A 21,584-nucleotide genomic window follows, 5' to 3' on the forward strand; every position below is an offset into this window, starting at 1 on the left:
AATGAGAACTCAGCTAGAAATCATCGTTCAAAATCTCAAAGATTCTTTTGATGGAAAGCCTTGGTATGGAATTTCAGTAATGGAAAAGTTGAATGAAATACCTTGGCGAATCGTTAATGACAAAGTTTATGGTGAGAAATCTATAGCAATTTTGGTTCAGCATATAATGAACTGGCGGATTTTTGTCTTAAAGAAATTGGAAGGTGATCTTGAGTTCAATATTATTATAGATGGCGAAAATGATTGGGATGAAGTTCATGTCAAAAGTCCCGAAGAATGGAATTTTCTAAAACAGAAACTACAAAGTACTCAAGATAGTTTGATTCAGAAATTGTCTCAAGAGACAGATGAACTGCTAAACAAGGAAGTCCCTGGAAAAGACTACCTATTTGGACCCATTCTCATCAGTATTGCCCAACACGACATCTATCATTTGGGCCAAATAGCCATGCTAAATTCTATGAAGAAAGGCTAGGTGATAATACATATCTTTGCCTGCAAAATAGTATAGCTTTAATGCAAGACTTAGCTTCTTTTTACCAAACTCAAATTGCAAAGTATGCAGGTGCCGTATCTCGAATTAAGAGTCAATTGGCGGCTTCAAGTACGATTCGTTTAGTTGTCTTTATTGCAATTTTCGTTGCTATTTATTTTTTGTTTGGAAATACAAAATTGGTCTTTGGAATAGCTTTAGCAGGAATTGTTGCTTTTCTCTTTTTAGTTTCCCGTCATACCGATTTGCAGTATAAGAGAGATAAACTGTTGGCATTAAAACAAATCAACGAGACGGAGATTAAGGTTTTGCATAGGGATTTTCATAGTCTTCCTCTAGGAAATGAATTTAAAGACCCAACACATTTTTTTAGTCAAGATATTGATCTCTTCGGAAGAGGTTCTTTTTACCAATATAGTAACAGAACAGCCCTGCAGCAAGGAAGCGAAACTTTAGCAAAGTTCTTTAAGGAGAACGCTATTGATAACATAGCTCAAAAACAGGAAGCCATACAAGAACTTTCAACCATGCCAGAATGGCGACAAGAATTTTCTGCCGTCGCTTCCTTAACGAAGACCCAGACTACAACAACGGAAATACAGAAGTGGTTGGAAAACTATTCCTCTTTTGTGCCTCCAATTATGAAATACGTGCCGCTGGTGTTTTCAATTATTTCTCTAGTCGCTTTTGCCTTGTATTTTTTAGGATTTATTCATGGATTTATCCTTTTGTTATTAATGATAATAGGTTTTGGTATCTCTGGAGTTTTTACGAAGAGGATTACAAGACTAGGAGCCGACAGTTCCAAAGCGCAGTCCACTTTTGAGCAGTACAATCGTTTGTTGTTAATTATCGAGCAAACTGAATTTAAATCTGTCTTATTAAATGATAAAAAACAAAAGATCATCCAGAAGGGAAAAAAAACGTCTACGATTTTAAAAGAGTTCTCAAAACTCTTAGGGAATCTAGACCAAAACAACAATGTCTTTTATCTCATTTTTGGAAACGGTTATTTTCTCCGAGGCCTTGCCACTAGTTATCAAATAGAAAAATGGATTGCCGTGCATGGCGAATCTGCCAAAAAATGGTTTGAAGTAATCGCATTCTTTGATGCGTATATCAGTTTAGGAACATTCGCTTTCAATCATCCGAAGTACACTTTTCCTGTTTTATCTGATGATAGTATTGTTTTAAAATCCAAAGAAGCGGGTCATCCATTACTGAATCCTGAAAAGAGTGTTTTGAATAATTTTCAGATAGATAATGAACAGTTCTTCATCATTACAGGAGCGAATATGGCGGGTAAAAGCACTTTTCTACGCACGGTTTCTTTGCAAATTGTAATGGCGAATGTAGGACTTCCGGTTTGTGCCGGTGAAGTAAAGTACAATCCTATTAAGTTGATTACAAGCATGCGCACGACGGATTCGTTGACTGATGACGAATCCTATTTCTTTTCAGAATTAAAACGCTTGAAATTCATTGTTGATGAAATTCAAAAGGACCGGTATTTTATAGTTTTAGATGAGATTCTAAAAGGAACCAATAGTACTGATAAGGCAAAAGGTTCAAGAAAGTTTGTGGAAAAATTAGTGGGTTCGAAATCTACGGGTATTATAGCCACTCATGATTTAAGTCTTTGTGAAGTTGCAAAAGAGTTACCTCAAATTGAAAATCACTATTTCGACGCAGAAATTATAGATAACGAATTGCATTTTGATTATAAATTCAAAGAAGGCATCTGTCAAAATATGAATGCTTCTTTTTTATTGAAGAAAATGGAAATCGTTGATTAAATGGATTCATTAACGCAAATAGTTCTTGGTGCTGCAGTAGGGGAAGCGGTTTTAGGTAAAAAGGTTGGTAACAAGGCCATGCTTTACGGAGCTATTGCAGGTACAATTCCCGATTTAGATGTTTTAACGAGGTATTTCGTTGACACTGTAACAGCCACCGAATGGCACAGAGGTGTTAGTCATTCGATATTTTTTTCAGTTTTATTTGCGCCCATTTTCGGATGGCTCATATGGAAAACCAACTCCAAATCTAATGCCACTTTCAAGGATTGGTCTTGGCTCATGTTTTGGGGCTTATTTACACATCCTATTTTAGATGCTTTTACTACATGGGGTACGCAATTATTTTGGCCTTTTAAAATGCGATTAGCCTTTCAGAATATCTTTGTAATTGACCCGTTGTATACTTTGCCTTTTTTGACGTTTTTGATTTTGACTATGTTTCAAAAGCGAACTTCTCCCAAACGAAAAAAATATAATTACTACGGACTGTTCATCAGTAGTACATATTTATTAATAACGCTTATTTTAAAAGGATTTGCTTATAAGCAGTTTACCAACAACCTGCAAGAACAGGGAATCACATATGAAGAAATAGATATCCGCCCGGCTCCCTTTAATTCTATTCTATGGACTGCAAACGTAGATACTGAAGATGCGTATTTGATTGGTAACTATTCCTTTTTTGATTCACAGCCGATTGCATTTTCTTCTTATCAAAAGAATCATGAATTATTAGGAAGTTTAGCAACAAATGACAAAGTCGTTCGTCTTATTGATATAGCGGAAGGTTGGTATACGATAATCGAAGAGGATGAGAAGCTTTTCTTCAACGATCTGCGCTTCGGATTACTAAGTTTAAAGGCAAATGAAAAGAGATTTGCATTCACTTATGAATTGAAAAATGCCGAACAGGGGCTTATGGTCAACGAAACTCCAAAAACTCCATCAGATGCTGAAGGCTTATTGAATAGCCTTTGGACCCGCATCTGGGGAAACTAAATAACAAATAAAATACTTGTGATGCGGAACATCATTTTTATGGCTGGGGTGCTAGGTGCATTTTTATTTATAACTGCTAGCATATTTGGTGGAATCCAAATTGATGACTATAGTTTTATAAGTCAATTTATTAGTGAGAGCTATGCAACAGGAATTCCTAATGCTACATATTTGCGATATGCCTACATTGCTAGCGGTTCGTTATTTACACTTTTCGGACTTATGGCTCCGCATCAAATAACGAAGCCTAAGATTAAAGAAATTAGAGTCGGATTCTTCTTATTCGCGCTATTTTATGGGGTGGGGACAATTACTACAGGATTTTTTCCATGTGATATGGGTTGTAATCCAGATCCTGAAACAGCTAGCCTTTCACAGTTTATTCATAATACTACTGGGTTTTTGACTTATTCCGTAGTTCCATTTTGTTTAATGGGGATTGGCTTTTCTTCAAGGAAGTCGATGAATACAGTGAGCTTTTCTAAAACCTCGCTAACCTGCGGAATTTTAGCTTTTGTTTTTGTCATTCTCCTATTAAGTAACCCAACAGGAGATTATATCGGGTTATTTCAAAGAATTGTTGAGGCAAGTGTTCTTTACTGGGTAATTTATGTTGCTTTTTACATCCGAGGAACAAAAAATAAAACTTCCAAAGATAGAACCTGATCTAAAATTATCTTCTTAAACATCAAGGTATCTTTCAATGCCCTACAATTAAAGGCATTTCACAACAAAATTTATTACTAAAGTAAGATATATCCTACTTTTATTCAATAATTGAAGTGAAATAATCTTGGTGGAATGAAAGAAGCTCCAAACCTTTCTTATGTGGAGGAGATTGCAGGTAATGATCATATTTTTATGAAAAGATTTATCAAACTGTTCAAGGAAGAATTCCTATGGGAAGTTGGTATGTACTTACGTTATATTAATGAAAAAGAACCCAGATCAGCTGCTGAAATCGTTAGTAAGTCTAAATATAAACTAAGTATGCTGGGGCTAGAGAATGCTTTCGATTTCGCAAATACTCATGAAGAGAATTTACAAGCTGGAGATCTCAGTATGCATTCTGGATTTCAAAGAATTTTAAAAATCGTTAACGAATTTTTAAAAGGAATTTAAAATCATGATTTCTAGCTTTAATACCTCAATTATTTTAATTCATATCATAAAATTTTATATATGTAGCTAAATACTTACTTTTGATATCCCAAATCTATAATTTAACAAAACGTATTGTTATGATTAAAAACCTACTTATTAATCTCAAGCCGTATTTTAAAGTTTTAGTAGACAAATTGAAAAATCTACCGAAACCAAATTTTCATCATAAGCTGGTCGAAATTTTTCGAGCAGAAATAAATAGAAGGCGAAATATTTCTCAAGAGGTTCCCAATCTCTCTTATATTAAAACACTTTCAAACACCGATATTGAATTTCACAATGAGTTCTTGAAAACACTTTCTGAAGAGTACAGTTCTGATTTGCGGGCTTATTTATTTTGTATTGAGAATGGAGCCCCCAGGGCTGCTGCCTCTAAAGTTAGTAAGCTAAAAGATAAGCTCAATATTCTTGGAATGAAAAATGCCTTTAGTTTTGCAGAGCGGCATCAAAGAAAACTTCAAAAAGGAAACAAGAGTTCAGATCGAAAGTTTAAAAAGATTCTCGCTAGGGCAGATCATTTTCTGAATAAACAACAGCAAATTTATAAGTTGGTCAATTAAGAAATAAATAATTTAAATCCCTTTTATTTAGTTTGGCGAAGCAAATTATAAACTTTTGACCTGAATATCTTGAAAGGCTTCAGCCTGAAGTTTAAGTAGTTCTTCGGCTTTCTTCTTTTTATAGACGTAGACTTCTTCCTCTTCTTTTATCTCACCGTATATTTTCTCGTTAAGTGCGGTGTCCGTTGCTAATAATTCCTTTCGTTGTTGCACTTTTTGGGTCACCCAGGTTTTAATAGCACTTTCTTCATCTTCCAGTTTCAGGTCATATTCGCCTTTGGGAGCAAGAAGTTTAGCAATAATGGGAGAGGTTTCAATCGCTAGAAATAACAGAAATATAAAGAAGGAGGGCAGCCATGGTAGTTTCTCTAGAGCATTAATGCGTGCCATGAGTCCGTCGAAACCATCAATTATAGGCTGTGAATTTTTGACTACATCGACATATTCCGTGTTTAAAGTGGTGATTTGAGATTCAATTCCTGCAATTTTTGTCGCATTGGTTTCTTTGAGTTGTTGCAACTCTACTAGCGCAGCATCATGTTTTTCTCGTTTTTCAGCATAAACAGGTCCTTTACCTAATAGCATTGTACCAGCTGTACCTTCAGCTTCGGTAATATAGGTATCATACAAAGCGTTTGTCTCCGTTTCTTGCCTAGTAATCTCATCTTTAAGGACTGCAATATCTTGCTTTAGTTTCTCGACGGCTGGAGTATATTGTAATGCTAGCTGCTCTTTGTTGGCTAGAGTCATTTCATTTTTTTCTTCTAAGAGAACCTGATTGATTTCCTTTTCGAAAATCTTCATCTCCAGAGGTTTTGAAATTACGATGGCAATTATAACTGCCAAAGCAATTCGGGGTGTAGCTTGCAAAAATTCGCTGCCAAAGCTGTCCCTTTTTTTGATGGTGGAAACAATAAATCTATCAAGATTGAAGATTAATAATCCCCATATAAATCCAAAGAAAATAGATGCGAAAAGATTATCAAAAACGGTAAACAGAGCATAGCTGCTTGCGATAAAGGCCATAACTGCGGTAAAGAATACGGTGGCACCAATACCCGCATATTTGTTTTGTTCACCTTCTGAACAAGTCTTTAAAATTGAGGAATCCGCTCCGGAGCAGAGGATAAAGAAGTTTTGAAGCATGATGACTGATTTGATTGATGAATTTTCCAATTTCTGTTAGTTCGAGAGGAATCGAGAAAGGTTTGAATGGTTTTCGAAACTACTTGTTGTAACAAAGTTCTATTAAGGTAACTTGCTTTTTGATAATATTAGTATGCGAAGACATCTGATTGTTACAAAAAAAGCCTTCTAAATGAAGGCTTTGGGTCTTTTTTAAGGTTTTTTACTAATTATCAATCGTAATAGGCTCCTTTGATAATTTAACAACAGGTCTTTTACTATTTGAGGCTCTACTGTCCATATTTAATTCTTTATTGTCTTTAAGAAGTTCAATAGCCTTATCTGAGCTAATTTCTTTGCCTTCATAATAGAATTGAGCATTTTTTTTAGCCATATTAATTACATAATCTAAGGGAGATATAGGTTTAGGTGGTTTAGGTGGTTTTGGTGGGGTAATGTCATTAAGCGGGGGTACTATCGAAGTGCCGACATTTTCAGTATTGAATTGGGCTATGACCTTATCTTCTTTATATACTTTAGAAATTACTTGGCCTTCAATGATTTCTTCAGCGTGCGTTTGCTCTTTATCAATAATTTCGCCTTTACGATTTACTTTTTGTCCCCATCGATTGAAATATGTAGTTTTTTCTTTTTTAGTTACATAATACAAGGTCTGCCCATTTACTTCCAAAAATCCTGTTTTTACTTCTTTAGCCTTAAAACCTTTTGGTTGATTGATAGATGAGAATGACTTTGAAACTTTGCCATTTACAATGGTGTATTGGGCATTGCTATGATCATATGGATCTTGATTTGCGATAGTTTCGTCAATAACTTTATCGGCATATGCTAAATCACTTAGCTTAGCCCCTGGAGGATTAATAGATGCCCCACCTTTAATTGATTTAGATGTTTTTGGCGCCTTAAGGGGCTTTTTAGGTGTAGGGCCCTTAAATGCGACAACATCATTTTCTTTACCTACATAGTATTTGTTTGGAGATGGTGGAGGTGGAATATTGCTTGCCTCTCCGTTCATAACTCGGGGCGCTTTTGGCGCCGGCGGTGGCTCAGGAAAATCAGGAAACGGCTCTGCATTTGCTTTTTGCTTGTCTGACATTAAGCCATAGATATATTCCAAACGGTCTACATCTTGTTTTTTGATTTGGATGCTCTTACTTTCAGCGAGCATGGTATTGTATTTTTTGGCAAGGGTATTGTATTCTGCTATTTCTTTTTTTGTGGCGCTAACCTGATTTGACTTATTGTTGACATTTACAATACCAACATTTTCAACCAAAATACCAGCATCCCAGAGGATTTGAAGCAGTTGATTTATGTTGTCGTCTGATGCGTTTTCAGCATAGACATATGCTTTTGTGAATTTGTCGATACTGATGAAATTGGAATTGCTTAATTTTTTTATTAAATCATTTTCAACAATAATTTCGCTATTGAAGAATAGCTGACCTTTCTTATTATATCTAAAAATTAACTTTTCATCTTTTTTAAGCTTATTTGAATTTACCTCAAGCTCTTTTTTAGCTACTTGTCTAGGTGTAGCATTTTCAATAAAACCTTCTTCGATAGGTTGAATCGAGGGGTCGCTGTATTGGACAAGAATTCGGTATACAGAATCAATTACTTGTTCAGGAGAATCAACATCTATATAAATAATGGAACGTAGTTTTTTTAGTTTTTGTTCTTTTGATAGTTGTGAGACTAGTTTAGATAGATAAGTATCTAGGTCTTTAAGAGCAACGAGATCATCTTGAACTAAAAGTTGCCCTTTTTTATTGATGTTAATAACAATAGGTTTCGTTTCATATTCAAAAGTCATCTTATTTGCCCGCAAACGAACTGTCTCAGCAGTAATAGGAATGTTCTCTTTATATTCACCTTCTTGCATAATGTACTCTTCGGTAAAGATCTGAGTGGTTTTTGCTCCTGACTTGCGCAACTCTTCAGTGACCTTATCTACAAAATTCGAATGCAGAATACCTTTAGAATATACCTGAACTGTAAATCCTTTTTCTCTATCAGGTTTTTTGAGTGAAGCGGTAATTGTTTTTGCAAGTTGATCGGGTATGATGAGCTTATCTTTATACCAGATTTCATTCTCATTTTTTATTTCAATCCAAACGATTTCATATAAAGTAGTATCGTCTTCAATACATCCGGTTTCACACAATACTTTTTTTCTTCGAAGTTTAATGGCTTCACTTTTAGTTTTACCACTGTACAAGCTTTTTTTAAAGCCTTTTTTGCCTAATATGTCAGCTGTTCTTTTACTGATATGTTCTACATTAGAAATACCAAATCGGTGAAATTCTGCCTCAACTTCTTCAATTAAATGTACTTGACTCTCATTATAAAGAATATTTCCAGTCACATAATTTCTTATATAAAAGGGTTCAAGACTAGGATTTATGAGATGCGCTTCTTTGGCTATATCTTTCAATAAGACCTTTTCGCCATTCATCATTAAGTTTCCGTTTTCAAGTATTTCTACGTTTACGTCATTGATAACCATATTCTCATCACTGTTTTGAAGGTAGGTTACCATATTGCGTTCACTAAACCCATACAGCATAGCTGCTAGTAGTGGCAATAGCAAAAGACTTCTAAGTAAAATTGCCTTTTTTGATGTCTGTGTTTTCATGATTGTAAATCGTTTTTTGATTGATGAATAATTGATTGCATTAGCTAAGGGCTGATACTTCTTTTCGCTATCGGGTGATAAGTACGATAGTAGGGTGTTTTTATAGGTAGTCTCGTCGATATCTTTTTGTAATACTGCTTGATCTGCTAAGAATTCATGATTTAGTTTTATAGCTTTTTTTGCTAGATAAATGAATGGGTTGACCCAAAGGATGACTTGGAGTAGTTCTACGAAAACAACATCCCAGCTGTGTTTTTGCTGTGCATGAGTTTCTTCGTGTAGGAGTACTTCTTTTGGAATTTGTTTTGACTCAAATTTGGTCTTATTCAGAAAAATATAGCTAAAAAAGGTATGAGGTGTTATTTTTTCCCGTAAAAGAACTTGTGTAAATCGATTCAATTTATACTTCGGATTTTTGCGGATTCTTCTAAAAATTTGAAATAGATTACGAATAAATTTTAATCCGAAGAAAAGCAATCCCAAGAAATAAATACCCCACAATATGGGAGCAACATCTAAAACGTCTGCTTCCAATGCTGGCGGGACATTGATAACTTCGTCAGGCACCTGTGTGGGTTGGGTTACTGAATAAGAAACTTCAGTAGGAGGTGCAACTTCAACATATTCTGTAAATACTAATGCAGGAACTATTAATGAAAATACCAAGGCTCCGAGCAGATAAAATCGCTTGAAGATATGTATGCTCTCTTTTTCTAAAAACAACTTGTAGAATACAAATAAAATGGCCAGACAGGCTACAGATTTTAAGATAAATATCAACATAATTACTTCTTTTTTATTTCGCTATCTATGAGTGCTTTTAATTCTTCCAGTTCGCTCTTGCTCAAATTAGTTTCTTGGGTGAAGAAGGAGGCAAACTGACCAGGACTGTCATTGAAAAAGTTTTTGATGAGTCCGTTGACGTGTTTTGAGAAATAGTCTTTCTTTTTTACAAGAGGGGCGTATTCTCGAGATCTACCAAAACTTTTATACGCCACAAAACCTTTGGCGGTCATACGCTTTAAAAGTGTGGCGACCGTCGTGGTAGCGGGTTTTGGTTCGGGGTAGGCATCTAACAAATCTTTCATGAAAGCTTTCTTTTGCTTCCAGAGTATGTTCATGAGTTCTTCTTCCGATTTTGATAGCTGCATGTTCTACGTTTTTAGAATTAACTCTACAAACATAGAATAAATATTTTAATTCTACAAGTGTAGAGTAATATTTTGTAATTGGCAACTCATTTCCAGGGTAATGAGAGGAAGTGATATTCTTGCAATGTTATGCATTACTAACGAACCACATGTCAATTTGGCCTTTGCCTTTTGCCTCAATTTTACCACGGTGTTCAAAGGATAGGCTAGGGTTATGCTTTACCATTTCGTAAGTGTCATTTGAAATGTTCACTTTACCTACTTCACCATTGCTTTCAACTCTTGAGGCAGTGTTTACTGTGTCGCCCCAAACATCATATTGAAATTTCTTGACCCCGACTATACCTGCCACTACCGGTCCGGTATGTATGCCTACGCGCATTTCGAAGGTCAATTCATCCAACATTTTTTTTTCTGCGATTCTCGATTGCATAAAAGCTTGCATCTCAAGTGCGGCCATAATAGTTTTTTCTACAGAATCGTTCGAAGGTACCGGTAATCCTCCTGCTGCCATGTAGGCATCACCAATAGTCTTGATTTTTTCGACATCATATTTTTCACAAATCATATCAAAGCTTTTAAAACAATTGTTTATTTCACTTATCAGTTCGGTTGCCGAAACCTTTGCCGATTGCTCGGTAAATCCCTTAAAGTCGGTAAATAAAATCGATACCATTTCAAAGTCACGTGCTTTTGCCTCACCTTTCTCTTTAAGTTCTGCTGCTATTTCAGCAGGCAAAATATTTAGAAGAAGATTCTCGGAGCGGTCCTTTTCTTTCTCGATAATGGCCTTAGACTTTTTTACATAACGCCAACGGCTGAAAAAACCTATGGCAAGTATTAGAAACAGAACTCCTGCAGTTATCGCTACATTTCTGTTTCTATCCTTATACCGTACCTCTTCTTGATGTCTCATCTGTACTTCTAAATCTTTTTCAACTTGTAGCAGACTATCTGCCTGCATTTGTTTTGTGAACTCCATTTGCTGGAGTTTGATGGTGGTTTCCTCAGTTTTTAAACTATCAGTGATAGCGAGCATTTTTTCATGATAGTCTAGGGCCAGGGAAGAATTCCCAAGAGCTCTATGAGATTCATAAAGACATTCATAAGCATATTCTTGATTGCCGAGATCTCCGATTTCCTTTGCTTCAGATAAACTTTTCTTGCAAGCAATAATAGCTTTTGAATATTGAGTCCGCTCTATATAGATATCTGCAATGCTCAATCGATTTGTAATGCCGCCTTGCACATCATTTATCCGTTCACTTATATCCACGCTTTTTTTTAGGGTTTCAAGGGCCTTCTTATATTCTCCTTTTTCAAGTAGCGTAGCACCAATCCCTCCCAAAGCCGCAGCAACGCCTAATTGGTTGCCGGTCATTTCGTCAATCTTCAGTGCTTTTTGATAGTATTCAATTGCTTTGTCGAATTCTTCCCCGTTTAAATAGAGGTTCCCAATATTGTTGTATGTCGTGGCATTAGCGAACTCATCATTAATGCTATCATTTATTTTCTTGCTTTGTAAATAATATTTTAATGCTTTTTCATGGTTCCCTTTCGCGTTGTAAATACTCCCGAACTCATTGTAAACATCACTTTTCCCTTCCAAATCATTGGTATCTTCGTATAGTTTTAAACTTTTCTCATAGTAGTTGATAGCTTTTAGATAATCTTCATTGTCATGATAGACATAGCCAGTTCTCAGTAAAATATCAGCGGCCCCAGTTTTATACCCAATTTTTTCAGCTATTTTCAATCCTAACTTGTAGTCCGCAAGGGCCTTCGTATAGTCCCCAATGCGAAACAAAGAATACCCTTTTAGATTCAAAGCATCTACTACCCCTTCTTGATTGCCAGACTTTTTAGTGAAATTATAGAGCTGTTCGGCCAAGAAAATAGCACTATCGGGTTGTGTACGGAATGCCCCTTCATAAATGTAATTTTTAAAGGCTTCAGCTCGTATTGTATCAGCTAAGCTGTGATTTTCCCATTCTTTTTGAAGTGAGTCGAGATTATTTTGGGAAAAAACGTTAAGTGGCAAAATCAACAAAACCCAATACCAGTATACCTGACCAAGTTTATTCATCAAGATAGGTTTGTCAATGTATAGTAGACGACTGTGATAAGTAGTAATGCCAAACTTATAGCTAAAAACAGAATAGCACGTTTAACATTTTTGAATTTCCAAGCTGCAATTTTGGAAATGACAAAAATTTGCTCACCTAATTGTTGAAAAAGTTCTTTTTCATCAAGACTTATTTCATAAAAAGTTTTGGCGAATTGTTTTATGTCACCAAATTTAGTGATGACGTCTCCGAAGAAAAAGACATTATGGTCATAGTTGCCTTCAATTTTTGGTGTGAAACAGCGAATGCAAAAATATATTGAAACCGCAGTTGCCAAAAACCAGAAACCGGCAATCGTATATAGTAAAGTATCAATTGTTGACATTCCTAGAGAAGGCTGAATACTTTGATAAATCAAGTTGAGTAGAATACCATAGAAAGAAAGTATTAATCCAGCCTTAATTTCACTGGCTTTTATCATACCATTTACATGATTCATACTGCCCCAATAGTGATCTACAAGTTCTTCTCTATGAGTACCTTTATTACTAACTTCTAAGGGTTTTTTAGGCTTTTCTGATTTTTGGTTTTCATCATTATCTTTAGCCATCGGTATTTTGGTTTGGTTGGTATTAAAATTTCCAATCACACTCCACATAAGTGTTGCTCATTTTGTCCGGGGTTTTTAAAGAAAATGGTTGTAGTGGAAGATAATGAAAATTTCAAAATTACTATTCAAAATTTTCGTTTGTTCAATAATCTATTTACTCATTTTAGTAAAATAAGGATAGAAATGTGGAATGGGGAAAAGAAAAGTTTTAGGATAGAATCGGATGGCTTAAAAAACCATTGTTACTTCACTACTCTAAATAAGAAAGACTGGAAAAAAATAAAGATTTAACCATTAGCACCTTTCGGATTCGCTAAAATGGAGAATATAGCGGTGAAAAGCCCTATAACCAATAAAACATTACCATTTATTACTCCAAATTCCCAGTGAAGAATTTTAAATAATGAGGCTATTACAATATAAACTGTAGCAAGGTCCGCAAGTAAGTAGGAAAGCTTTTCTGTGCCAAAACTTTGCAGTAAAAGTCCACTTTGAACAATTTCTTGAAGGATAGCAATTATTTCTTTGACGTAAAATAATACAAAAGCAATAAGCGCTGTCTTTGTTAGTATGGTAAGTATATGACCAAATGGTAAATGAAGAATACTTACGATATAATTACATGAAAAAGAAACGATAAGTAGAAGTCTAGAATAATCAAGAGGTACTCTATGCTGTTTTTGATAAAATTGAATAGAATGAAAAACAACCATTCCTACAACTCCTATCATAATTAAAGGCCATGAAAGGAATTTGAAAAGTGCTCCGAATACAGTAATAGATATACTTAACCTGAAAAACAGGGAAGTTTTTTGATTTGAGATCGCCATTGAGAATATGTTTGCATAGTAGGTGAGTCAATAACGCAAAAAACTGCCTTATAGTGCATATTTTCAAATTAGAAGGCATTGACTAAGACCAATCACAGATAAAGCAATAAGTTTGTGCGAATTAAAAGCGAATCAATGAGTTTATTCGAGCAATTAAAAGAGCGAAGTGGATCACAATGCGAATTGTGTGCAGTACCAGATAATTTACAGGTATACGAAGTGCCTCCCAAATCAATAGTTGGTCTTGACAGAAGCCTATTAGGCTGTGAAACTTGTATTGGTCAAATTGAAAACCCGGATACGACAGATGCCAATCATTGGCGTTGTTTAAACGACAGTATGTGGAGCGAACATGAAGCGGTAAAGGCCGTTGCATGGCGAATGCTTTCGCGTTTGAAATCTGAAGGTTGGTCTCAAGATCTACTCGATATGATGTATTTGGAGGAGGAAACCCTAAAATGGGCAAAAGAGACAGGAGAGGGTGAAGAAGAGGGCGAAAAAATAATTCACCGTGATGTGAACGGAGTCGTCTTGCAAAATGGGGATAGCGTTGTACTCATAAAAGATCTTAAAGTAAAAGGCTCAAGTATGGTTGCCAAACAAGGTACTGCAGTGCGTCGAATATCTCTAGATCGCGAAAATGCAGAATTCATCGAAGGCAAAGTTGGACCTACTCAGATTGTTATTATTACGAAGTATGTTAAGAAAATCTGAAACGATTTTCAAGCTCCAAATAAAAAAAATCCCAAATTCCAATACTTTTTTTGGAATTTGGGATTTCATTTTTTGGAATTTTCATCTCTTCATTTCAGTAAAATACTGATAGAAATATGGAATAGTCTCTATCCCTTTTAGGTAATTCCAAACTCCGAAATGTTCGTTGGGGGAGTGGATAGCATCACTGTCCAATCCAAAGCCCATAAGAATCGTTTTGCTTTCCAATTCTTTTTCGAAAAGGGCAACTATAGGAATACTTCCTCCACTGCGTTGTGGAATTGGCTTTTTGCCAAAAGTAGTTTCATATGCTTTAGAAGCTGCTCTATAACCAATGGTATCAATTGGTGTCACATAGCCTTGTCCGCCATGGTGTGGTGTCACTTTTACGGTTACTCCTTTGGGGGCGATACTTTCAAAATGTTTGGTAAATAGCTCAGTAATTTCTTCCCAATCTTGATTAGGAACTAAGCGCATAGATATTTTAGCGAATGCCTGGCTTGCGATTACGGTTTTGGCACCTTCACCAATATAGCCTCCCCAAATTCCATTAACATCTAAAGTAGGTCTGATCGAATTTCGTTCATTGGTGGTATATCCTTTTTCTCCATAAACAGACTCAATAGCTAAAGCATCTTGATAATCCTCTAAAGAAAATGGAGCCTTTGCCATTTCAGCACGTTCTTCTTGTGATAATTCTTCTACCTTATCATAGAATCCTGCGACCGTAATGTGATTGTTTTCATCATGAAGTGAAGCGATCATTTTGGTGAGAATATTAATCGGGTTGGCTACCGCACCACCATATAATCCTGAATGTAAATCACGATTTGGGCCTGTTACTTCAACTTCAACATAACTTAGGCCACGCAACCCAGTAGTGATTGAAGGTACGTCATTGGCAATCATTCCGGTGTCGGAAATCAAGATAATATCGTTGTCTAATTTTTCTTTATTATTAGCTACATAGATTCCTAAATTATCACTGCCAACTTCCTCTTCACCCTCAATCATAAATTTCACATTGCAAGGCAGTTGATTGCTTTTAACCATATACTCCAAAGCCTTAACATGCATATACATTTGGCCTTTGTCATCGCAAGATCCACGTGCAAAAATTGCGCCTTCAGGATGTAATTCTGTTTTTTTGATTACGGGTTGATAAGGGGGAGAATCCCATAATTCAATAGGGTCTGCGGGCTGCACATCGTAATGCCCATAAACTAATATTGTGGGTAAATTTTCATCTATGATTTTCTCCCCATAAACAATGGGATATCCCGCTGTTTCATGTATTTCGGCGATGTCGCATCCAGCTGCGAGAAGAGACGATTTAATAGCTTCAGAAGCATCTAAAACGTCTTGTGAAAATGCAGGATCTGCACTTACTGAAGGAATTTTTAGAAGTGCAATCAACTCATTCAAAAATCGTTCTTTATTTTGTGAAATGTAATCTTTTGGATTTTGCATTGAGATAGCGTTTTGAATCACCTAAAATTACAAAAGAACTTTTGCCTGGGGATTATTTAGAGAATTGATTTTTTAATTTATATTTGCACCCCGTTATACCGAATTATTCGGAAAGGAAATGCAGGCGTGGTGGAATTGGTAGACACGCTAGACTTAGGATCTAGTGCCGCAAGGTGTGAGAGTTCGAGTCTCTCCGCCTGTACAAAAGGAAAGCTTCTCATTATTGAGAGGCTTTTTTTATTTTTTTGAATAAAAAAAGGCCCGTCTTTTCAGAGGGCCTTTCTATGGCAAAAGTCAAAATAATAACATTTTTAAAGTAGGTTTAAAGATTTTTTGGGGAACATAATCTGAAAGGATTATAAAATGCCAACGGACCAAAGTAGCATAGTTACAACAATGGAAAGTAAAATACCAACCAAAATCACAACCATCACGCTTAGGAAACCATTTAGCACTTTTACTCCTTGAGTAACTTGCTGTTCCATTTTCTAGTAGTTTGTTCCAAATTACAAAATTCCTGGAGAGAACAAATGCTTTTGGTTAATATTTCGACTAACTGACATATCTTTTATATGTTTTCGGGATGAAATACTGTTTTTGTCGATAAGATGTAGAAATGTTAAAATTAGGTACTTTTGGTATCTCCGCTTAATTTTTTACTCAATTCCTCTAGAGAGACTCCCTTGGTTTCTGGCATCATGAATCTGACAAACAAGAGTTGCAGGACCATCATAAAGGCGAAAAATCCAAAAACGGGGCCTGGGCCAATCCAAGAAAACAATAGGGGAATTGACGAAGGAATCAACCAAGCCAAAACCCAATGTACTGAAGTGCCAAAGGACTGACCGGAACCTCTGAGGTGATTCGGAAAAACTTCTGAAATGAAAACCCAAATTACAGCTCCCTGACCAATGGCATGTGACGCAATAAACAGAAAAAGAAATATAGGTACAGCAATTCCTTCCCATTCTAAAATGAAGGCTAATGCAACTAAGGTTAATGATAAAATATATCCGATTGAGCCATAATACATTAACTGTCGTCTGCCTAAGCGATCGATTAAGGATATGCCAATTATTGTAAAAATCAAATTTGTTATCCCTATTCCAATACTGCTTAAAAGAGCGGTGCTTTCTCCTAGACCTGCAGCTTCAAAAATCCGAGGAGCATAATAAAGAAATGCATTAATGCCAGAAAATTGATTGAAAAATGCAATAAGAAAGGCAAGCATTAGTGGAAACCGATACTTCTTAATGAAGATGTTTTCAGAAGCATTTGAACTCTCATTTGAATGTGCAATTTCAGCCTCCAAATCCGCCAAGGTAGTTTCATTACTCATTGAGGCCAAAACGATTCGGGCTTCTTCAGCTCTATTTTTTGTTAAAAGCCATCGCGGACTTTTAGGAACACCAGTAACAAATAAGGTGTAAATCACCGCAGGAAAAGCTTCTACACCAACCATCCATCGCCAATCATTCTCTGCTACTCCGCTAAGAACATAATTCGAAATAAAAGCACAAAGAATTCCGAAAACAAGCATTAACTGATAGAAACCTACCAAACGACCTCTGTGTTTTGCGGGCGCAATTTCTGATATGTACGCAGGTGCTGCAACGGTGGAGGCGCCGACTCCAAGACCTCCAAGAAATCTGAAAGCCCCAAAAGTAACAGGGTCGAGCGCAAGTGCTGATCCAATTGCCGACACTGAATATAGTATTCCGATCCAAATTAGAGTATTTCTTCTACCGATTTTATTGGTAGGAATACCCCCAAGAATTGCACCTACTAAGGTGCCAAAGAGTGCCATGCCAATAACAACAATACCATGAAAGGTATCAGAAGAATTCCATAACAATTGAAGTTTTTTTTCGGCACCTGAGATAACAACAGTGTCAAAGCCAAAAATGAAACCCGCAAGGGCTACAATTAAGGAAATTCGCACAATTTTTGAGTCCATATGATTAAGTTGGTGGTTTTGGTAAAGCTAACAAAAAAAACCAAATCTTAATTAGGAACTTATGGAATTGCAGTAACTGGTTTGAGGGTGTCCATTGCTTTGACTTTCTTCTTTTTAGCCTCTTGATCAACGGGCTTTTCAATCGATTTTTGTTGCTCTAATTTAGGATTAGATTTACCTCTTTTTTTATATTCTGTAGATGGAATTGGACTTTTGTTTGGTTCCCCAGTTCGTTTTTCATTTACTCCGTTTTGGCAAGAAGACAAAGAGAAACAGAAAACTAAAATAAATAGAATTCGGGGAAATTTCATAACAACTAAAAATTGAGGCTACAGTAATCTACGAATGTAATCGACTATTTGGACGCTTGCACCTTTATTTTTAGCGATGTAATTAGCATTAATTTCACCGGCTTCTTGGAGTAATTTTGGACTGTCAAGAATTTTTTTCAACTGCTCATTGAAACTCCATTGATCGCAGATAGGTAGCAAACCCTTGAGAGAAACTAGGTCTTCAGCTTCCTTGAATCCTGAATAATTAGGGCCAATAATAACCGGAATTCCGAAAACCGCGGGTTCTAAGGTATTGTGAAGCCCCGTTGCAAAACCGCCACCAACATAAGCTATATCGGCATAGCTATATATTTTAGTTAGCATTCCTATCGTATCAACTATAAGAACTTCAAAGTTTCCTATGGTTTCTTCGTCAAGTTTAGAATAGATGGCAGTTTTCTTTGTTATAGAGCCTGCTAAACCTAAAATTTTATCAGTTTTAATCGTATGAGGAGCAAGAATAAATTTTAAATTTTTCGGAGCGTGATTGATATAGTCAACAAGAATGGCCTCATCTTCGGGCCAAGTGCTTCCAGCAACAAAGCATTGACGATCTTTCTTGAATTTTTTGATGAATGACAGTTCATTATCCCTTTCTAAAATTTCTGAAACACGATCTAGTCTGGTATCTCCAGAAATGTGTACATTTTTTATTTGAATTGATTCCAACAACAGTTTTGAACTTTCGTCTTGCACAAAAAAATGGGTAAAACTTGCCAAAGCCTTTCGCATAAAACTTCCATACCACTTAAAATAGATCTGTTTTTTTTTAAAAAGAGCAGAAACTAATACTGATGGAATTTTTCTAGTGTTTAATTCATTTAAAAAATTTGGCCATATTTCGTATTTCACGAAAATCACCAATTCCAGATTTGCTAATTCTACAAATCGCCTTGCATTCTGTTTCGTATCTATTGGGAGATAAGTGACAAGGTCTGCAGCACTAGTATTCTTTTTAACTTCATAACCAGAGGGTGAAAAAAACGTTACTAGAATTTTATATGAAGGAAATTCATACCTCAGTTTTTCAATTATAGGAAGTCCTTGTTCAAATTCGCCAAGCGATGCCGCATGCATCCATATGACCTTATCAGTTTCAGAAATGGCATCTTGTAGTTCAGAAAATATATCATTCCTTCCATCGACAAAAAGTTTCATCTTTGAATTAAAGAGCGCCGCAATTTTCAAGTGAAACCAGGCAATGTGAGCTATCAGATTGTAGATAAAATTCAAATCAGAAATCTTTGCAACGAAAATACACTTCTTTGGCATAAAATCATTGAGAGTGGTTTTGTATTTTTGACATCGGATAAGTCGTAGAACTTTCCATTGTTAACAAAACCCATCTTCATGAAGAAAATTCAAATGGTAGATCTAAAGGGTCAATACCACGAAATTAAAGATCAAGTAAATACAGCAATTGACAACATTTTAGAGACTTCAGCTTTTATCAATGGGCCTGATGTAAAAGAGTTTCAAAAGGAATTGGAAGGGTATCTTAATGTAAAACATGTGATTCCCTGCGCAAATGGCACAGATGCGCTGCAGATTGCGATGATGGGATTAGGATTGAAACCAGGAGATGAGGTTATCACGGCAGATTTTACGTTTGCGGCAACCGTAGAGGTAATTGCTTTATTACAGTTGACACCAGTTTTGGTTGATGTTGAATCCGATACTTTTAATATAGATATTGAAGCCGTTAAAAAGGCGATTACTCCAAAAACCAAAGCTATTGTTCCAGTGCATTTGTTTGGTCAATGTTCAAATATGGATGCTATTATGAATATAGCTGAAGAACATAATCTTTTTGTAATAGAAGATACTGCCCAAGCGATTGGAGCAAACCATACTTCTGCTAGTGGTAAAAAGCAAAAAGCAGGAACTATAGGCCACGTTGGCTCAACGTCTTTCTTTCCTTCAAAAAATTTAGGATGTTACGGAGATGGTGGTGCAATTTTCACCAATGATGATGAGCTAGCACATACTCTAAGAGGAATGGTGAATCACGGAATGTATGTGCGTTATCACCATGATGTAGTTGGAGTGAATTCGAGATTAGATACGATTCAGGCGGCAGTTCTAAGGGCTAAGTTGCCTAAGTTAGATGAATATTGTGATGCACGAAGAGAGGCAGCTCGAAAATATAATGCTGCATTCGCAGGACAAGAAAATATGATAACTCCCAAGACGGTAAATGGTTGTGAAGGAATCTGCGATACATGTGATTGTCATGTTTTTCATCAATATACTTTGAAAATCACAAACGGAAAACGAGATGCTTTGGTTGAACATTTTAAGGAAAAAGGTATTCCTTGCGGGGTTTATTACCCTATTCCACTGCACAGGCAGAAGGCATATTTGGATGACCGATATAGGGAAGAAGATTTTCCAGTAACCAATCAATTGGTAAAAGAAGTAATTTCTTTGCCCATGCATACGGAGTTAGATAATGAACAGATCGATTACATTACTTCTACCCTCATTGGTTTCGTAAATGGTTAATACTATGCTATGATTTGTTTAGAGGTTAAAAACAATCATTAAAAAAGGAATAAATGAAGATTCTCGTAACAGGAGGTTTAGGTTTTATAGGTTCACATACCGTTGTAGAATTGCAAAACGAAGGTTTTGAAGTTGTTGTCATTGATGACTGCTCGAATTCTTCTGAAGAAGTTTTGGAGGGGATTAAAGCAATCACCGGAAAGACTCCAATCTTTGAAAAATTAGACCTTAAAGAAAAAAATGATGTTGAAGATTTTTTTCAAAGACATCATGATCTCGCTGGAGTTATTCATTTTGCAGCTTCGAAAGCAGTTGGGGAGAGTGTTGAAAGACCCTTATTGTATTACGAGAACAATATTGGAACCCTTGTTTATATATTGAAAGAACTTTCTAAGAAGAACCGTTCCAATTTTATTTTTAGTTCTTCATGTACAGTTTATGGGCAAGCTGATGAAATGCCAATTACTGAGAATGCACCTGTAAAAACTGCTGAGTCTCCCTATGGGAATACCAAACAAATGGGTGAGGAAATCATTGCAGATACTTGTAAAGTTACAGAGGGTCTGAATGCGATCGCACTTCGTTACTTTAACCCTATGGGTGCGCACCCGAGTGCTGAAATAGGGGAGTTGCCTTTAGGAGTTCCTCAAAATTTGGTTCCTTTTATTACGCAAACCGGAATAGGAATTAGAGAGCAATTATCCGTTTACGGAGATAACTATCCGACAGAAGATGGTACAGCTGTTCGTGACTATATTTATGTTGTTGATTTAGCAAAAGCCCATGTAATTGCTTTAAAGCGCTTGCTAGAAAACAAGAACGAAGATAACTATGAAGTATTTAATGTAGGTACAGGTAAGGGTAGTTCCGTTTTAGACGTTGTTCAGAGTTTTGAACGTGTTTCTGGTAAAAAATTGAATTATAAAATTGTTGATAGAAGGGTTGGTGATATTGTAACGGCTTATGCAGATACGACTAAGGCAAACGAAGTTTTAGGTTGGAAATCGGAATACACTCTAGATGAGGCTATGAAATCAGCTTGGGACTGGGAACAAAAGGTTCGAAGTAAGTCTTAAGTTAAAAGGACATTTCAAAAGGAGTACTGCCATGGAAATTTGTATATTTCATGGCATTTTTTATTTAAACCAAC

20 protein-coding genes and 1 tRNA gene are annotated in these 21,584 nt (G+C 36.0%); 10 read left to right on the top strand and 11 right to left on the bottom strand.

The window, feature by feature from the left end:
* Position 1 precedes the first annotated feature (1 nt).
* The 6 genes from ACKWCD_RS10185 to ACKWCD_RS10210 all read left to right on the top strand — a co-directional run bounded on the left by ACKWCD_RS10185 (position 2) and on the right by ACKWCD_RS10210 (position 5,015).
* Positions 2–475 (top strand): DinB family protein, encoded by a 474-nt coding sequence (locus tag ACKWCD_RS10185; protein WP_413983840.1) that lies wholly within the window; start codon positions 2–4, stop codon positions 473–475.
* A gap of 41 nt (positions 476–516) precedes the next feature.
* Positions 517–2,289, top strand: a complete 1,773-nt coding sequence (locus ACKWCD_RS10190; protein ID WP_413983841.1) for a MutS-related protein — start codon at positions 517–519, stop codon at positions 2,287–2,289.
* Complete coding sequence (locus tag ACKWCD_RS10195; RefSeq protein WP_413983842.1) at positions 2,290–3,291, top strand: metal-dependent hydrolase; 1,002 nt, start codon at positions 2,290–2,292, stop codon at positions 3,289–3,291. It begins immediately after the preceding gene.
* Positions 3,292–3,312: 21 nt separating this feature from the next.
* The gene (locus ACKWCD_RS10200; protein WP_413983843.1) at positions 3,313–3,957 is read left to right on the top strand and encodes a DUF998 domain-containing protein; all 645 of its coding nucleotides are present in this window, start codon (positions 3,313–3,315) and stop codon (positions 3,955–3,957) included.
* A gap of 135 nt (positions 3,958–4,092) precedes the next feature.
* On the top strand, positions 4,093–4,413 hold the full coding sequence (locus ACKWCD_RS10205) for a hypothetical protein (protein ID WP_413983844.1): 321 nt from the start codon (positions 4,093–4,095) through the stop codon (positions 4,411–4,413).
* 119 nt (positions 4,414–4,532) lie between these two features.
* The gene (locus ACKWCD_RS10210) at positions 4,533–5,015 is read left to right on the top strand and encodes a hypothetical protein (protein ID WP_413983845.1); all 483 of its coding nucleotides are present in this window, start codon (positions 4,533–4,535) and stop codon (positions 5,013–5,015) included.
* Between the two features lie 45 nt (positions 5,016–5,060).
* On the opposite strand, the gene ACKWCD_RS10215 is transcribed toward ACKWCD_RS10210, so the two are convergent.
* From ACKWCD_RS10215 to ACKWCD_RS10240, 6 genes are all read right to left on the bottom strand, one after another.
* On the bottom strand, positions 5,061–6,161 hold the full coding sequence (locus ACKWCD_RS10215; RefSeq protein ID WP_413983846.1) for a DUF4407 domain-containing protein: 1,101 nt from the start codon (positions 6,159–6,161) through the stop codon (positions 5,061–5,063).
* Positions 6,162–6,366: 205 nt separating this feature from the next.
* The gene (locus ACKWCD_RS10220; RefSeq protein WP_413983847.1) at positions 6,367–9,582 is read right to left on the bottom strand and encodes a M56 family metallopeptidase; all 3,216 of its coding nucleotides are present in this window, start codon (positions 9,580–9,582) and stop codon (positions 6,367–6,369) included.
* Between the two features lie 2 nt (positions 9,583–9,584).
* Positions 9,585–9,950, bottom strand: coding sequence for a BlaI/MecI/CopY family transcriptional regulator (locus tag ACKWCD_RS10225; protein ID WP_413983848.1), 366 nt, complete (start codon positions 9,948–9,950; stop codon positions 9,585–9,587).
* Positions 9,951–10,077: 127 nt separating this feature from the next.
* Positions 10,078–12,036, bottom strand: coding sequence for an adenylate/guanylate cyclase domain-containing protein (locus ACKWCD_RS10230; protein WP_413983849.1), 1,959 nt, complete (start codon positions 12,034–12,036; stop codon positions 10,078–10,080).
* On the bottom strand, positions 12,036–12,626 hold the full coding sequence (locus ACKWCD_RS10235) for a Pycsar system effector family protein (protein WP_413983850.1): 591 nt from the start codon (positions 12,624–12,626) through the stop codon (positions 12,036–12,038). Before ACKWCD_RS10235 ends, ACKWCD_RS10230 begins: the two co-directional genes overlap by 1 nt.
* A 287-nt stretch (positions 12,627–12,913) precedes the next feature.
* Positions 12,914–13,456, bottom strand: a complete 543-nt coding sequence (locus ACKWCD_RS10240) for a hypothetical protein (RefSeq protein ID WP_413983851.1) — start codon at positions 13,454–13,456, stop codon at positions 12,914–12,916.
* Positions 13,457–13,591: 135 nt separating this feature from the next.
* Here ACKWCD_RS10240 and ACKWCD_RS10245 point away from each other — a divergent pair, with 135 nt between their 5' ends.
* Positions 13,592–14,170 carry a PhnA domain-containing protein gene (locus ACKWCD_RS10245; protein ID WP_413983852.1) on the top strand — a complete coding sequence of 193 codons (579 nt, stop codon included), beginning with the start codon at positions 13,592–13,594 and terminating at the stop codon, positions 14,168–14,170.
* A gap of 81 nt (positions 14,171–14,251) precedes the next feature.
* On the opposite strand, the gene ACKWCD_RS10250 is transcribed toward ACKWCD_RS10245, so the two are convergent.
* Positions 14,252–15,640, bottom strand: coding sequence for a dipeptidase (locus ACKWCD_RS10250; RefSeq protein ID WP_413983853.1), 1,389 nt, complete (start codon positions 15,638–15,640; stop codon positions 14,252–14,254).
* 120 nt (positions 15,641–15,760) lie between these two features.
* Here ACKWCD_RS10250 and ACKWCD_RS10255 point away from each other — a divergent pair.
* Positions 15,761–15,842: transfer RNA gene (locus tag ACKWCD_RS10255), tRNA-Leu, on the top strand.
* A gap of 154 nt (positions 15,843–15,996) precedes the next feature.
* Here the strand turns inward: ACKWCD_RS10255 and ACKWCD_RS10260 are convergent.
* The 4 genes from ACKWCD_RS10260 to ACKWCD_RS10275 form a co-directional block, all read right to left on the bottom strand.
* On the bottom strand, positions 15,997–16,125 hold the full coding sequence (locus ACKWCD_RS10260) for a hypothetical protein (RefSeq protein WP_413983854.1): 129 nt from the start codon (positions 16,123–16,125) through the stop codon (positions 15,997–15,999).
* A gap of 140 nt (positions 16,126–16,265) precedes the next feature.
* Positions 16,266–17,597 (bottom strand): sugar porter family MFS transporter, encoded by a 1,332-nt coding sequence (locus ACKWCD_RS10265; RefSeq protein ID WP_413983855.1) that lies wholly within the window; start codon positions 17,595–17,597, stop codon positions 16,266–16,268.
* 59 nt (positions 17,598–17,656) lie between these two features.
* Complete coding sequence (locus ACKWCD_RS10270; RefSeq protein ID WP_413983856.1) at positions 17,657–17,908, bottom strand: hypothetical protein; 252 nt, start codon at positions 17,906–17,908, stop codon at positions 17,657–17,659.
* 18 nt (positions 17,909–17,926) lie between these two features.
* On the bottom strand, positions 17,927–19,201 hold the full coding sequence (locus ACKWCD_RS10275; RefSeq protein WP_413983857.1) for a 3-deoxy-D-manno-octulosonic acid transferase: 1,275 nt from the start codon (positions 19,199–19,201) through the stop codon (positions 17,927–17,929).
* Positions 19,202–19,279: 78 nt separating this feature from the next.
* Here ACKWCD_RS10275 and ACKWCD_RS10280 point away from each other — a divergent pair, with 78 nt between their 5' ends.
* Positions 19,280–20,434, top strand: a complete 1,155-nt coding sequence (locus ACKWCD_RS10280) for a DegT/DnrJ/EryC1/StrS family aminotransferase (protein WP_413983858.1) — start codon at positions 19,280–19,282, stop codon at positions 20,432–20,434.
* Between the two features lie 53 nt (positions 20,435–20,487).
* The gene (gene galE, locus ACKWCD_RS10285) at positions 20,488–21,510 is read left to right on the top strand and encodes a UDP-glucose 4-epimerase GalE (RefSeq protein ID WP_413983859.1); all 1,023 of its coding nucleotides are present in this window, start codon (positions 20,488–20,490) and stop codon (positions 21,508–21,510) included.
* The last annotated feature ends 74 nt before the right edge of the window (positions 21,511–21,584 follow it).

This window comes from Maribacter taeanensis (assembly GCF_047345145.1).
Taxonomy (GTDB): domain Bacteria; phylum Bacteroidota; class Bacteroidia; order Flavobacteriales; family Flavobacteriaceae; genus Maribacter_C.

What these genes read in the sequence shown, in the direction of transcription:
- ACKWCD_RS10215 (WP_413983846.1), bottom strand. Translation starts at nt 6,161, where the DNA reads ATGCTTCAAAACTTCTTTATCCTCTGCTCCGGAGCGGATTCCTCAATT.
- ACKWCD_RS10235 (WP_413983850.1), bottom strand. Translation starts at nt 12,626, where the DNA reads ATGGCTAAAGATAATGATGAAAACCAAAAATCAGAAAAGCCTAAAAAA.
- ACKWCD_RS10200 (WP_413983843.1), top strand. Translation starts at nt 3,313, where the DNA reads ATGCGGAACATCATTTTTATGGCTGGGGTGCTAGGTGCATTTTTATTT.
- ACKWCD_RS10205 (WP_413983844.1), top strand. Translation starts at nt 4,093, where the DNA reads ATGAAAGAAGCTCCAAACCTTTCTTATGTGGAGGAGATTGCAGGTAAT.
- ACKWCD_RS10225 (WP_413983848.1), bottom strand. Translation starts at nt 9,950, where the DNA reads ATGCAGCTATCAAAATCGGAAGAAGAACTCATGAACATACTCTGGAAG.
- ACKWCD_RS10185 (WP_413983840.1), top strand. Translation starts at nt 2, where the DNA reads ATGAGAACTCAGCTAGAAATCATCGTTCAAAATCTCAAAGATTCTTTT.
- ACKWCD_RS10245 (WP_413983852.1), top strand. Translation starts at nt 13,592, where the DNA reads ATGAGTTTATTCGAGCAATTAAAAGAGCGAAGTGGATCACAATGCGAA.
- ACKWCD_RS10210 (WP_413983845.1), top strand. Translation starts at nt 4,533, where the DNA reads ATGATTAAAAACCTACTTATTAATCTCAAGCCGTATTTTAAAGTTTTA.
- galE (WP_413983859.1), top strand. Translation starts at nt 20,488, where the DNA reads ATGAAGATTCTCGTAACAGGAGGTTTAGGTTTTATAGGTTCACATACC.
- ACKWCD_RS10220 (WP_413983847.1), bottom strand. Translation starts at nt 9,582, where the DNA reads ATGTTGATATTTATCTTAAAATCTGTAGCCTGTCTGGCCATTTTATTT.
- ACKWCD_RS10250 (WP_413983853.1), bottom strand. Translation starts at nt 15,640, where the DNA reads ATGCAAAATCCAAAAGATTACATTTCACAAAATAAAGAACGATTTTTG.
- ACKWCD_RS10240 (WP_413983851.1), bottom strand. Translation starts at nt 13,456, where the DNA reads ATGGCGATCTCAAATCAAAAAACTTCCCTGTTTTTCAGGTTAAGTATA.
- ACKWCD_RS10260 (WP_413983854.1), bottom strand. Translation starts at nt 16,125, where the DNA reads ATGGAACAGCAAGTTACTCAAGGAGTAAAAGTGCTAAATGGTTTCCTA.
- ACKWCD_RS10195 (WP_413983842.1), top strand. Translation starts at nt 2,290, where the DNA reads ATGGATTCATTAACGCAAATAGTTCTTGGTGCTGCAGTAGGGGAAGCG.
- ACKWCD_RS10275 (WP_413983857.1), bottom strand. Translation starts at nt 19,201, where the DNA reads ATGCCAAAGAAGTGTATTTTCGTTGCAAAGATTTCTGATTTGAATTTT.
- ACKWCD_RS10265 (WP_413983855.1), bottom strand. Translation starts at nt 17,597, where the DNA reads ATGGACTCAAAAATTGTGCGAATTTCCTTAATTGTAGCCCTTGCGGGT.
- ACKWCD_RS10190 (WP_413983841.1), top strand. Translation starts at nt 517, where the DNA reads ATGCAAGACTTAGCTTCTTTTTACCAAACTCAAATTGCAAAGTATGCA.
- ACKWCD_RS10280 (WP_413983858.1), top strand. Translation starts at nt 19,280, where the DNA reads ATGAAGAAAATTCAAATGGTAGATCTAAAGGGTCAATACCACGAAATT.
- ACKWCD_RS10270 (WP_413983856.1), bottom strand. Translation starts at nt 17,908, where the DNA reads ATGAAATTTCCCCGAATTCTATTTATTTTAGTTTTCTGTTTCTCTTTG.
- ACKWCD_RS10230 (WP_413983849.1), bottom strand. Translation starts at nt 12,036, where the DNA reads ATGAATAAACTTGGTCAGGTATACTGGTATTGGGTTTTGTTGATTTTG.